General features: G+C 39.9%; 7 protein-coding genes and 1 pseudogene. 3 read left to right on the top strand and 5 right to left on the bottom strand.

Annotated elements, in window-relative coordinates; translation table 11 throughout:
- Positions 1 to 504 precede the first annotated feature (504 nt).
- A pseudogene (locus B4U84_RS20560) lies at positions 505 to 1,757 on the bottom strand (ISAzo13 family transposase).
- Between the two features lie 292 nt (positions 1,758 to 2,049).
- On the opposite strand from B4U84_RS20560, the gene B4U84_RS20555 reads away from it, so the two are divergent.
- On the top strand, positions 2,050 to 3,483 hold the full coding sequence (locus B4U84_RS20555; protein WP_131120394.1) for a pentapeptide repeat-containing protein: 1,434 nt from the start codon (positions 2,050 to 2,052) through the stop codon (positions 3,481 to 3,483).
- Between the two features lie 479 nt (positions 3,484 to 3,962).
- On the top strand, positions 3,963 to 5,879 hold the full coding sequence (locus B4U84_RS20550; RefSeq protein WP_131120391.1) for a right-handed parallel beta-helix repeat-containing protein: 1,917 nt from the start codon (positions 3,963 to 3,965) through the stop codon (positions 5,877 to 5,879).
- A gap of 330 nt (positions 5,880 to 6,209) precedes the next feature.
- Here B4U84_RS20550 and B4U84_RS20545 read toward each other — a convergent pair whose 3' ends face one another.
- Complete coding sequence (locus B4U84_RS20545; protein WP_165490325.1) at positions 6,210 to 6,971, bottom strand: thioesterase II family protein; 762 nt, start codon at positions 6,969 to 6,971, stop codon at positions 6,210 to 6,212.
- 434 nt (positions 6,972 to 7,405) lie between these two features.
- On the opposite strand from B4U84_RS20545, the gene B4U84_RS20540 reads away from it, so the two are divergent.
- On the top strand, positions 7,406 to 10,933 hold the full coding sequence (locus tag B4U84_RS20540; protein WP_131120387.1) for a WD40 domain-containing protein: 3,528 nt from the start codon (positions 7,406 to 7,408) through the stop codon (positions 10,931 to 10,933).
- Between the two features lie 66 nt (positions 10,934 to 10,999).
- Here B4U84_RS20540 and B4U84_RS20535 read toward each other — a convergent pair whose 3' ends face one another.
- The 3 genes from B4U84_RS20535 to B4U84_RS20525 form a co-directional block, all read right to left on the bottom strand.
- Positions 11,000 to 11,749 (bottom strand): SDR family oxidoreductase, encoded by a 750-nt coding sequence (locus tag B4U84_RS20535; protein WP_131120385.1) that lies wholly within the window; start codon positions 11,747 to 11,749, stop codon positions 11,000 to 11,002.
- Between the two features lie 26 nt (positions 11,750 to 11,775).
- Positions 11,776 to 12,777 (bottom strand): SGNH/GDSL hydrolase family protein, encoded by a 1,002-nt coding sequence (locus tag B4U84_RS20530; RefSeq protein WP_026081929.1) that lies wholly within the window; start codon positions 12,775 to 12,777, stop codon positions 11,776 to 11,778.
- A 107-nt stretch (positions 12,778 to 12,884) separates the two neighbouring features.
- Entirely contained in the window at positions 12,885 to 14,024 is a 1,140-nt protein-coding gene (locus B4U84_RS20525; protein WP_131120383.1) for a 3-oxoacyl-ACP synthase III family protein, read from the bottom strand.
- Positions 14,025 to 14,034 lie beyond the last annotated feature (10 nt).

Here is a 14,034-nt window from a genome sequence, read left to right as displayed (position 1 = left end):
TTAGCATCATGGAGCAATAATAAAATCCTTTTGCTTGGTAATTACAACACTTGAAGTTACGCCTATAGAAATCCTTCAGAAAAGTAGCCCTGACTGAGGTGTGTACCCTTACACCCATTCTTGAAGTCAGTTACCAAAAGTCAATACGTCTTAAACCCTTATCAATAACTGATGACCAATGATAAATGATAAATGACGACCCTAACTAGTACAGACGCAAAATTTTGCGTCTCTACATTTATGCCGACCTGAGTACCAGAAATTGACTGATATGTATAGTTAGGGACTTCCAAATAATAAATTAATCAAAAAAATTCAAGAGACAGTTCTTAATCAATAATGATAATCATTAGGAGGGGGAGAAAGTGCTTGCCGACGGCAAGCACTTTCTCCCCCTCAAATATTCGTGAAGGATTTACACCCCTTTCTCTTTCGTTTGTCCTTGGGGTAGTTGCGAGTTTATTTAATTTATAGCTTTATAAAAGCTGTTAAAAAAATTAAAGACTATGTTGCTTCACAATAGATATCAATAAACCATTTACCTAAATTTGGGAAATCTTCATTTGTAGAATTGGTCAGACGTTTAATTTGTTTTTCGATTTTGGACATAGCTTTTTTAGTCAGCTTAATTCCATTTTCATAAGTTTGAGTTACCAACTTCACAATTGGATGTTTACCTTTCCACTTCATATTTTGAGCAAAGTTTAAAGCTGTCTCTATCTCATCTAAAATGCTGCCATTCCAGTAGTTTTCCAAAACTGCCCAGGTTCGTTCAATTGGATTGTATTTACTATGATATGGAGGATAATAAGCTAAACGTATATTTAGTTTATATGACTGAGAAAACTCAACTATACGTTTCAGAAACTGAGTTCGCCGAGAATTATTTTCTCCTCCATTATCTTGATTAATAACCAAAGTTTTTATTTCTGGGAATCGCCAGCTTTCTGATTTCCAAAAATCTGCTAAAGTATCAACAATAAAATCACTCGTCACCTTGGATTCTGTAAAGTATAAAAATAGTTCATCTAACTCTGGAAGAAATATACCGTAAGGAGTTACGGTTGTTTTTGGATGATAATCATGGTCTTCAGTTTCAGTTGAAACTCTGTTTTTACCTCCTCGGTCAAATGAGCCTATATTTACACGAGTTTTTGCATCAAGGCTTAGACGTAAAACGCTCTTATCATCTAAAGCCGATTGATTAACTATTGCTAATTGCTCAAAGATTGCATCTGTTTCTGGAATTTTTTTTGGGGAAGAACTTTTGCCACTCGTTTGAGGCGATAACCTAAATAATTCAATTTGACGCGAATTGTTTCTTCTGTCGGTAACTGTTCATTACTGTAACCTAACTTTTCAATTAATAGCTTTCTTACTTGACTTGCAGTCAGGCGTGTATACAGCCTTTGACTTTTAAAACTTGGGTCAGTTTGACTTTGAGAATCGACTAATTTTTTGATATCTTCTAAAAGATTTGGTAAATGTTCTTCTGCCTTCCAACGTCCTCTTGCCGAATAATTATCTACACAAGTAATCCTGTTAGTTAATTCTTTAATTCCTTTACGAATAGTATTTCTATCCCACCCCAATTCTTTTTGAGCCAGTAATTGTCCTCCATAACCGAACTCCAACACAACTTGTGCTTGAAACCGCCGTCGTGCTGCTCCTTTGAGTTGGCTAGCTGTTTGCTTGAATACTTTTTTGACTGAATCAGTTAATTCGAGCAACACTCCTCTCCACACAAAAATTTCCATCCAAATTGAATTTACTACGAATAGGGGTGGAAGGAGAAGCAGCCGTAGGCTGCTTCTCCTTCCACCCCCTCAGAATGATTATCATTATTGTATTTGGTGATTTTATTCCTTGGAAGTCCCTTAGCTCGTGACACATTGACATAACAATTAATAATCAATAGACAATTACAAACCCTATGATTAATATTTTGATTGCACCTTATGATAGATATTGAAATTTGTTGACAAATGATATACTCTTTTTTTTCAATATTGTCCGTAATAATTCTGTGTAGTGAGGATTACTAGCCATATGTCTGGCAGGAAGACAGATGGATTTAAAAGCTGGTTGGTAGCGATCGCAATTTTGTTTAGCCTATCACCAACTGTAATATTATTTGCAGTTTCACAAAATGAGGGATTATCAAATGAACAAAAAATAATCAGCAGGAATCAAGCATTAAATACAACAGCTAGCTTATTTGTAGGGTTAGCAGTGATAATTAATGCTTATTATGCAGCCAAGCGCACTGAAGCATTAAAAAAGAGTGCGATCGCAGCCGAAAAAAATAACGAAATTGGCATTCAGAATTTAGAACTAGCCCAAGAACGCTTGATCGCAGAGCGTTTGACAGCAGCAATTACCCAGTTAGGACATGAGCATGTAGCCACCAGAATCGGAGCAATTTATGCGCTCGAAAAAATTGCCCAGGAATCACCAAAACAATACTGGACAATTATGGAAATTCTGACTGCATTTGTCCGAGAAAATAGCAGCATCAAATCAGAACAGGAAAATTCTGTGGAAGAACTAGCAAAAGTTGCTCAAGTATCCACAGATTTACAAGTAGCCTTAACCGTAATTGGCAGACGCAACTGGGAACAAGATCAAGAAAATCAAAAACTCGATTTAAGGAATACAGATATTAGACGAGTAGACTTATCAAATGCCAACTTGCAACGTTTAGATCTACGGGGAGCAAACTTGACAAAAGCCAATCTCCAGAAAGCTAACTTGTTTGAGGCAAAACTCGAAGGTGCAAAACTTTGTGGCACAGTTTTATATGAAGCCGATTTACAATCATGCAACCTCCAAGAAGCTAACCTCTGTGGAGCAAACTTAAATCGCGCCAACTTGACTGGAGCCAACTTACGGTCAGCAAACTTGTCTGGAGCAAGTCTGCGTGCAGCCAATTTCTGTGAAGCAAATCTGTATAAAGCTAACTTGCAATCTTGTAACCTGAAAGTCGCAAATCTTTGTCACGCCAAACTATTTCTTGCTAATTTACAGGGAGCAAAGCTTGGTAAAGCCAACTTGCACTCAGCAGGATTAATTGGTGCAAATCTCAAAGGTGCAAACCTGAATGGAACCAATTTGCAACAGGCAAATTTGAATGCAGCCAAACTAGAACACACAGAGATACTTTTTGCTAATTTCTCGGAAGCTAGCCTGAGAGAAGCCAATCTTTATGGAGCTAATTTGATGGGAACCAACTTGCAAAAAGCAATCTTCCATGAAGCCAATCTCTGTGATGCAAATCTGATGGGAGTAGACTTTTTTGGCACAAATTTGTGTGATGTGAAACTGCTTGGAGCCACTCTGACAGGAGCTAAAAACTTGCAATCACACCAAATTAGATTTGCTGTAGGCGATCGCACAACCGTTTTACCAGATTACTTGGAGCTTCCTACACATTGGATGCGTTCAGAACATGCACAAAAATCTGCCGCAGAAGCTGAAACTTGATTTAGATAGCGCAATTGTGCTAATGCTTTGAAGCGTTGTTAATATCAAAAACTCGATGATTCGAGAATTTATGTTTTTTCAGGGTGCTTCCCAAAATCAAAATCTTATTCCCAGAATCAGAACTTTAATTACTAGTTCACACAAAGAATTCCTGTTTAGTAAAAAATTTTATGAAAAAGAAAACTAGTAGATTACGTGGAAAATAAACAAAAAATTGGAAAAATAGTCAAAGATATTAGATCATCAGGACTTTTGAGCAAGACTTCCGAGCAGTGTACAAGAAAGCGGATAAATCCTGGGACTCAATCCGCAATCTCAAATTTAAAATCCAAAATAGTTTGACTTCCACGTAATGGTAATAGGGTGCTGTCTATGATTCCCATCGTTTGAAACGATGACGCGATCGCTTTTGAGTCACAAAATTGTGATTTTTTCTACACGTCGATCTCAAAACACTCATTTTTAAGGGAATTCAAAGCATGGCTATCATTAACGTTACCAACAATGCAGATAGTGGAGAAGGTTCTTTACGAGCAGCACTCGAATCTGCTCAAGCAGGAGACATCATCCAGTTTGATCCCAGCCTTGCCAATCAGACCATCACACTTACTAGTGGTGAACTTTCCATTACAAAAGACGTAACAATTGATGGTGCAGGGGCAGAAAATTTAACGATTAGCGGTAATAATACTACACGGGCATTTTCTGTAAACAGTTATGTCAATGCAACAGTAAAAAATCTAACCTTCACCAACGGTATGGTGACAGGGCCAGACGGAAGAGGTGGTGCGATCGCAGCCTGGGACTACAGCACCCTTCAGGTAGAAAATTGTAACTTTAACAACAATAGCGCTTGGCAAAACGGAGCTATATACGTTGGTTACGGCAGTAAAGCGACAGTACTTGGTAGCAGCTTTGACAATAACAATGGTACTCTAGGGGATTCTGGATTTAGCGGTGGAGCGATCGGTACTTATGGTTCCGGTGTACTTGTTGTTAAAGATAGCAAATTTACCAATAACAAAGGTGTCAATGGTGGAGCAATCTACAACCTGTTAGGTGAAGTCACCGTAGAAAACTCAGTTTTTCTTAACAATAGTGCAGAAGGTGACATTGGTGGTGGTGCATTCTTCTCCGATGGAGGAAACTCGACAGGTCCCGGTTCTACTGTTGGAGGTACAATAGCGATCCGTGACTGTCAGTTTGAAAACAATCGTACCAAAGGAGAGGGTGGTGCAATCTTTGCCTGGGGTTACGGTCCAGACAAGATTGTGATCCAAGACAGCACCATTGTTGGTAATACAGCAGACTTTGATGATAAAGGGATAGGTCGAGGAGGTGGATTGCGAGTTCACGGCGAACTCACAATGAACAATGTCACCTTTGCCAACAATACAGCTGCAAAACAAGGTGGAGCTATATGGCTAGATGGCCCTTCGCCAGTCAACATCACCAATAGCACTTTTTCTGGAAATAAAGCTATTGAAGATGCTGGCGGAGGGATGTTTGTTAACACTGAAGAATCTGTCCCCGTCAACATTACTAATTCAACCATCGTCTATAACGAAGCCGGACGGGCAAATGGAGCATTTTGGATCTACAGTCCAACACAGCCCGTTACCCTCACCAATTCGATTGTTGCCTATAATACTGCCAGCGATCCCACACAACAACAGGTTGGATATCAACTACAGGATGGCGGTGGTAATATCGAATTTCCCGCGCCAAAGATGGGTGGTCAAGTTGTCGCCGGTAGTCAAATTGTTGATCCTCTGCTTGGTCCAATACAAGAGATTGGAGGAGTTTTAGTACATCCCCTTTTACCAGGTAGTCCTGCCATTAATACCGGTGTCACAGTAAGTGGTGTACCCACTACTGACCAACTAGGGAGCAACAGAGATAATCAACCCGATGTTGGAGCATTTGAGATGGTCAACACCACATCTACCGAATCCACTCAAGAAGATCCTTTACTAAGTAGCACAACTACCCCACAAAATCAGCAAAATAGCAATCCCGAAAATAACATTACTAACGATGTATTGACCGGAAGCAACAACAATCCTCAGTTGGTTGGTTATAACAGTAACGACGTTTTGATTGGTGATTATACTTACAATCAATCGCCAAATCCAACGAGTAGTGATGGATTTATCTACCCAAATAGACCAGCGGAGGATAACGTAATTCCAGCTTCTAATTCAACAAATGCTGTGATAGATAACAGCCAAAATAGGGACAAATCTAAGCCTTCTGGTCAGAATATTTTTAGTGAATACATCAGATCAAACCAACCAGGGTTAGGGAAATCTATTAATGTTAATCCCACTGAGATTTTAGACTCTAATCAGTCTCAGAATATTTTAATTCCTAATGATGTTACGGTGAACAAGTAAGTCAGCAGAAATAAACCTAACGCGAGTTACGGAACAGGACTTACGCAAAACATAACGCGCATTTGCGGTAATTCATGAATTACCGCTACGCAAGAATAAGGTTTTCGGTCACATCTTGCGTAATACCATTTCACTAAAACCTTGGTACAAATACAGGCGGTGTAGAGACGCGAAATTACCCTGCGGGAACGCTAAAAGCGAACGCGTCTGGTACAAATTTATATGGATCGTGATTAACGTGAAATATCCCAACCGCAACAGCGACTTCAAGCCAAACAGACAAAGTAGCGCTTACTACGAGCTAATATTCTTTACTAGACTTAATCCCTATTAGGGATTGATATCATTTATTTTCCGATAAATAATCTCTAGTAATAATGACTGAAATGAGTGTAAAAAAAAGTGGTTTCCAGGGAGCATATGTAATGAAAAAGAAGCGCTTGTTTGCTCCTGCCATGCTTTAATTTGATCATGACGAGCTTCTTGATCTTGCAACCCACCAAAAGCAGTAATCGGACAATCCAGTGGTGTTTCTTGACTGTAAATATAAGTTTCTAGTACTGCAAAATCTGCCCGTAGAATCGGCATGAATAATTGCATAAGTTGATCATTGTTCAGTAAAGCTTCTGGAGTTCCATTTAAACGCCGCAATTCTTCAATAAATTCTGCCTCCGGTAAGTCATGAATAGGTGATTTGGGATCAACAAGTTGGGGTGCGCGGCGAGCTGATATAAACAGATGACTCGGTTTTACACCATACTGTTTGCGGAGTAGACGAGCAAGCTCAAAACTCACAAGTCCGCCCATGCTGTGACCAAAGAAAGCAAATGGTTTGTCTAAGTTTGGTTTAAAAACACTCGCTAACTCTGTGACTAGAGGTTCTAATTGAGTGAATGAAGGTAACTTGATCCGCATTCCTCTACCAGGAAGCTCAATCGCACAGATTTCTACATCTACTGGAAGATGATTTGACCAGCTACGAAAGATATTTGCGCTACCACCAGCGTAGGGGAAACAAAATAACCGAATTTTGGCTTCTGGATTAGGTTTAGGGCAAACAAACCAAGAGTCTAAATTTGAGTTTTTGAGCATCTTGCTACTATCTTTGTTCGTGCGGATACATCTAGCTTACGAAAAATTGGTTTTAAAGTCTGTTTTATTGTCTTTTGATTAAATTTAAAGTTTTACAGTAATTTCTGTAGTATTTAAATCATAGTAAAGACTGTATCAAATATGGTCGCGATCGCGTTGCTGCCCATAAACATAGCAATCTTGGTATAGTAAATATAATAACTATAAATTAAAATTTAAAAAGCATGAAATTAAGTTCAGCAAGTCTTTTAGATACACTAAATAAAAATTGTCTGTAATATACATAGCAAGAGTTTCGGCTATTCTCAAAATTGAATTGTCAACAAGTATTTTATCAAAAAAGTAAGCTAGTTGATGTATGGTTCCACAAATTGTTGATTCAGCAAAAATTTAATTTCTTAAAAGTAAATTCATTATCATTAAATTTTTAATATATGGCTTTACAGAATTGGAGACGCAAGCGCGGAGTTGCACTCACCACCAAAGGTTTGCAAAAACTTCAAGAAGCAAAGCGTGGGTCAGAAGCACAAGAAAACTTTGGCAACAGCTATACACTTGAAGAAATGAGCGCACTGACTGGGTTATATCCCAGTACAATCTCAAAAGTACTCAACCGCGAGTCCGGGGTTGATAAAAAAACCCTTGAGAAGCTATTTACCGTTTTTAAAGTAAAATTAGAAAAAAGTGACTATATTAGCTCAAATAGTCGAATAGATTGGGGACATGCTACTTTTTCAACAGTTTTTTATGGACGTACGCAAGAAATTGCCACTTTAGAGCAATGGATTCTGAATGAGCGATGTCGATTTGTAGCAGTATTAGGAATGGGCGGGATTGGTAAAACGTCTTTGTCTATCAAGCTTGCTCAACAGATTCAGGAAGAATTTGAATATGTCATCTGGCGATCGCTAAGAGAAGCACCACCTGTTAAATCTGTCCTCGTAAATCTTATCCAATTTCTCTCTGACGAGCAAGAAACAGAAACCAACCTTCCAGAAAACTTAGCTGAGATCATATCCAGGCTAATTGATTACTTACGAAATAATCGTTGTCTAGTGATTCTTGACAATATAGAGTCAATTCTCAGCAGTGGTAATCGCTCTGGACATTACGCTGAAGGATATGAGGGATATGGTCAGCTATTTCAACAGCTAGGAGAAGCAGCTCACACTAGCTGCTTAGTGCTAACTAGTCGGGAAAAACCCAAAGAAGTAGCATTAATGGAAGGTAGATCGCTACCTGTTCACTCGTTACTCCTAACTGGTTTAAATGTGGAAGAGGGACAGGAAATTCTGAAAGTCAAGGGACTATCTGCAACAGACAAAGAATGTAAAAGAATGATTGATCTGTATGCAGGCAATCCATTAGCTTTAAAGATCATTGCTACGACTATTCAAGATATTTTTGGTGGTAATGTAACTCAATTCCTGGAACAAGATGCAGCAGTTTTTGGAGATATTCGTGATGTTTTAGACCAGCAGTTTGCTCGTTTATCAAACCTAGAAAAAGAAATCATGTATTGGCTAGCAATTAATCGTGAGCCAGTTTCGTTATCAGATTTACGAGAAGATATCGTATCGCCAACACCACCAAAAAAATTACTAGAGGCTCTAGAATCTCTGGTTAGGCGATCACTAATCGACCAAAGTGCTGCAACTTTCACTCTTCAACCTGTAGTTATGGAATATGTCACTCAGGTATTGATAGAGCAGCTATGCGAAGAAATCACAACTGAAAATTTCGATCTTTTTAGATGTCACGCCTTAATGAAGGCAACTACCAAAGACTACATCAAAGAAACTCAAATTCGCCTCATCATCCAACCATTAATTAATGAACTACTCACTGTCTTTAGAAGTAAAAAAGGTATTGAAAAACAATTAACTCAGATTTTAGCAAGACTCCGAGAAGAATTATCACAAGAACCAGGCTATAGTGCGGGAAATATTCTCAATTTGTTTAGTCAATTACAGACAGATTTAAGCGGCTATGATTTTTCTAATCTAGCTGTTTGGCAAGCTGATCTACGCAGTGTTATTTTGCACAATGTAAATTTTGCTCATGCGGATCTTGCCAAGTGTGTTTTTGCTGAAACCCTTGGTGGTATTCATTCAGTAGCATTTAGCCCTGATGGTAAACTCTTAGCTATGGGGGATACTGATAATCAGGTTCACATCTATCAAGTTGCAGATGGTAAACAACAGCTTGTTTGTACTGGGCATACAGATTGGGTGTGGTCAGTTAGCTTCAGTCCTGATGGAAAAGTCCTCGCAAGTGGTGGTAAGGATCAAACAATCAAACTATGGGATGTGAATACCGGAGATTGTCTGGCGACTTTACAGGGACATAGTAGCGGGATTTCGTCAGTTGCCTTTGCTCCTAAAGGTAATACAATAGCCAGTGCTAGTGAAGATCAAACAGTGAAGCTGTGGGATGCTCATACTGGTAAATGCCTCAAAAGTTTACTGGGCAATAATAGTAGAGTTTTATCAATTGCTTTTAGCCCAAATGGTCAAACTCTAGCCAGTGGCTATCAGGACCAAACAGTGAAATTATGGGATGTAAGCACTGGCAAATGTCTCAAAACTTTACAAGGACATTATGGCGGAGTTTGGTCAGTTAGCTTTAGTCCAGATGGTCAAACTTTAGCCAGTGGCAGCCATGATCGAACAGTGAGATTGTGGAATCTTGAAATCGGTCAACATGTCAATATTTTACACGGACATACTGATTGTATAAATTCAGTAGTCTTCAGTTTAGATGGTCATACACTCGCAAGTGCGGGTGATGATCAAACGGTCAAACTATGGGATGTCAACACTGGTGAATGTCTTAGAACTTTACTGGGTCATGCTAGCAGACTATGGTCAGTCGCCTGGAATCCAGATAATCATATCCTGGCAAGTGCGGGTGATGATCAAACACTCAAGCTATGGGATATTGCTACTGGTAAATGCCTTAAGACCTTGCAAGGTTATAGTAGTGGAATATGGGCGGTAGCCTTCAGTGCCAATGGTCACATGCTTGTAAGTGGGAGTGGCAATAAAATGGTGAAACTGTGGGACGCTAATACTGGTCAGTGTCTCAAAACTTTGAGAGGGCATAGCAATCGAGTTACATCTGTTGCCTTAAATGCTAATAGTCATATCCTTGCAAGTGGCAGTGAAGACCAAAGCGTGAAGCTGTGGGATCTTAGTAGTGGTGAATGTTTGAAAACTTTGCGAGGCCATAATAATTGGGTGACATCGGTTGCCATAAGTGCTAATAGTCAATTCCTTGCAAGTAGCAGTGATGATCAAACAGCTAGATTATGGGATGTCAAAACTGACAACTGTATTCATGTCTTGGAAGGTCATGCTGATAGAATGTGGGCTATTGCCTTCAGTCCAGATGATCAAATGATCGCAACTGGCTCCCACGATGCAACAATAAAGATTTGGAATATTATTACAGGGCAGTGTATTCAGACGCTTCAAGGACACAATAATTGGATTTGGTGTGTTACCTACAGTCCTGATAGTCTAATACTAGCCAGTGCTAACAGCGACCAAACAATAAAGCTGTGGAATGTCAAAACTGGAGAATGTATTCAAACTTTGAAGGGTCATACCAGTTCTGTATACTCGGTAGCCTTTAGTCCAGATGGTTCCATGCTAGCGAGTGGTAGTCAAGATCAAACAGTGAAACTTTGGGATCTCCTTACAAATCAATGCATTCAAACTTTAGAGGGACATACACAATTAATTTGGTCTGTTGCTTTCAGTCCTAATGGTCAAACTCTAGCTAGTGGTAGTCAAGATGACACTATTAAAATCTGGGATGTTAACAGTGGTGAGTGTATCAAAACTTTAAGAAATGAGAGACCATATGAGGGTACAAATATCAATGGCATTCAAGGCATAACACAAGCTCAAAAAATTTCTTTGAAAGCTTTGGGAGCAGTTGCTTATGCAGAAGATTAACCTCATAAGCTAATAACTGACACTTGAAAACAAGATGAGGCTCAGTCTCTCAAATCACCTACCTCATTATTGAGCAGTATATCCCCCATCGATCATCATGTTGTGTCCAATGACGAAGGAAGCTGCGTCCGAACATAACCACACCACTGCTTGTGCGATCTCCTCTGGCTTGCCAATACGCCCGATGGGATGCACTTCTGGAAGATGAGCAAGTATATCTGAGGGAATAGTCGCTAGCATATTGGTTTTGATGGCACCAGGGCTAACTACATTGATTCGGATACTGGACTTGGCATACTCCATTGCAGCGGAACGGGTTAAGGCTATGATTCCCCCCTTTGTGGCAGAGTAGCTTGCATAGCCAGCAACACCGACAACACCTCCAACAGAACCTATGTTGACGATCGCACCACCACCTTGTTTAAGCATTGCCTTGATCTCATACTTCAGGCAAAGCCAGGTTCCTTTAAGATTGACATTGAACACCTGATCCCAGTCTTCTTCAGACACATCCGTAAGTGGACCAGCTGCCGGAATACCAGCGCTGTTGCAAGCGTAATCCAGACGACCATAGACTTCCAAAGTTTTGTCAACTAATGTCTCAACTTCGGACGCCTTTGACACATCAGTCTTGACAAAAATCGCCTCTCCTCCTGCCTCTTGTATGCTACGCGCTGTCTCCTCGCCTTCAACAATTCGACGACTAGCAACTACGACTTTCGCTCCAGCGTGTGCAAATGCGATCGCTGTTGCTTGACCAATTCCTGATGAAGCCCCAGTAACTAACGCGACTTTTCCATCAAATTGACCTGTCATAGGTTTTATCCTTTCTTTTTGATTCCTTATTTTTGCACTACATCAGATTGTTCTTTACGTTTCCTTTTCCCAACTACAGCTAAAGCACCAAACGTTAACACCCCCAACACAGGAGAAGGTTCAGGAACAGGCACTTTTTCTTTCTTAAGTGTTGAAAATGCTAATTCTCCAATTGTCTTATGAGTAGCCGTCGTTGGATGAAGTTGATCCCAAAACACAAAGGTATCTGGAGTACAGTTAACTGGCTGTGTCGGAGGATTTATCGGTACAACTGATAAGTCTCCCGGAAGGCAAGAGTCAGTTGCATTGGTAAAACCAAATTCCTGGGGATCTGCAATTATCCGATTAAATAAAGAATTAACATCAAGACCAATAATATTGATATCTGGATTTAGTTGCTGATCCCATAAGTAGATACTTGCAGTCAAGTTGGAGTTATGTGTACTGATCAAATTGCTAAGTGCATCAGAAGTTTGATTATTCCCGCCTGTAATCGGGAATTTTCCTAAATCGGGCTGGTTAACCACCATAATATCTTTAGCGCCGACAGCAATTAGTGATTCTACCGCAGTTGATATATTTGTGACTGTTTGGTTAGGATCGGGAACATCACCAAAAAAATACTTTATGTAATCATTCGTACTAGCCCAGACAATGTAAAGAGCATTCGGATCAACAGACGCATTTGCTGTTGTAAAGCTATTAATTTGTTGCTGTAATCCTGGTAAACCTGCCAAGCCAATATTATCAAAGCCTGTGGTTGCACCGCCAAAAGCAAAATTGGTCTGTGGATTAAAATTGATTCCTAAATCAGAGGCGAGATATTCCACCCAAACTGAACCGTTGGAAAAACGCCCATCAACATATGGACTGGGCGGGATAGCTCCACCTGTGGCGTTAAATACATTGCCTGTATCAGAAAAGCTATCGCCAAACACATAAATCTCGTCATAACTCTTTGCTAAAACTTTGAGTGGAAAAGCAACAGACAAGAGTAAAAGTCCGGTTGCCAAAAATTTTCTTTGCACAGTGAACCTTAGATATGTTTTCGGTATTATACCGATTATCTAAATAAAAAATACCTATTCATTCATAGTAAGCACTTAAGTGCTTACTACAAACCAAGAGTATTTAATCAACAAGATACATACTTACTGCCTTCAGAAATTTTCACTGTTGAGTCTGTTACCTTAAGAGGATCAGGACCTAGAGCTACATTTCCCCAACGCATCACACTTGCAGAAGCAGCACCTGCTGCACCGAATCCATAGAGCAGAACCAAATCGTTTTCACGAATTTTGCTCAAGTGTGCAGCATGGTACATATTGGCTAACGAGAGTACCGAGCCAATATTTGCATATTGCGGATGAATATTAATTGTCCGCTCTAGTTCAATGCCAAGTACACGTGTGCAAAAACGTGCAAACCAAGCTGTAGGTGTATTGAAAAGAAAAAAGTCGATTTGCTCTAAAGATACACCAGCTGCACTGGCGGCACCCTCACAACAAGTACGAAGAAAATTCGCAGCCGTTTCTCGGAAGAGCTTGTTTGCTTCTTTTCCAATCTGCATACGAACTAGTGGATGACCCTGTTCGTCCTCTGAAATTTTAGAGAATAAAGTGTTACACAATAGTTGTGTATTAATGGTTTTTGTACCTAGAACTCCCTGATTTTGTTCGAGCCTATCGACAACAAAAGCCCCAGCGCCATCACTAATACACCAGAAGATAGTATCGCGTTCATCGAAAAAGCGAGAGTATGTACATGAGACAACCACAAGCACTTTTTTGTACTCTCCGCCTCGCACCAAGGCACAGGCAGTTTGAAGTGCAACTGGTGTTACTCCACAGGCTGCATCTAGATTCCAAGCAGCACCCTGAAAGTCAAGTTGCTGGGCAAGAAAGGCAGCGTTGCCAAATCCAATTTGTTCAGGCCAGACTGAAGCAACAAGTATGAGATCTATGTCGTCAACAGAAAGCTTGGCTGCTTCAAGAGCTTTTATTGCTGCATCATATTCGAGTGTCAGAGAAGACTCCCCTGGTCCCAGCAGTCTCTGCTCAACTGTTCCACGAAAGGGATCAGACAAATAAGGCATCATCTCTAGATCAAACTCATTACTAGGAGTAGAGTCAGTCAGAGAAAACAACTTTGCTAAACTTTTTTCCTCAGATTGAGCAACTAAGTCTGGGTATTTTTCTATATAATAATCTCTTGTGCGTTTAATGCTTGGCAAACTGATAGCGAGTGAACTAATACCTACTGGAGAATACACCATAGTTGAACTG

Origin of the sequence: Westiellopsis prolifica IICB1 (assembly GCF_004323185.1) — a bacterium.
In the GTDB taxonomy this organism is placed as follows: Bacteria; Cyanobacteriota; Cyanobacteriia; order Cyanobacteriales; family Nostocaceae; genus Pelatocladus; species Pelatocladus prolificus_A.
The sequence above is the reverse complement of the archived record's forward strand: the minus strand, read 5'-3'. Positions and strand labels throughout refer to the sequence as shown.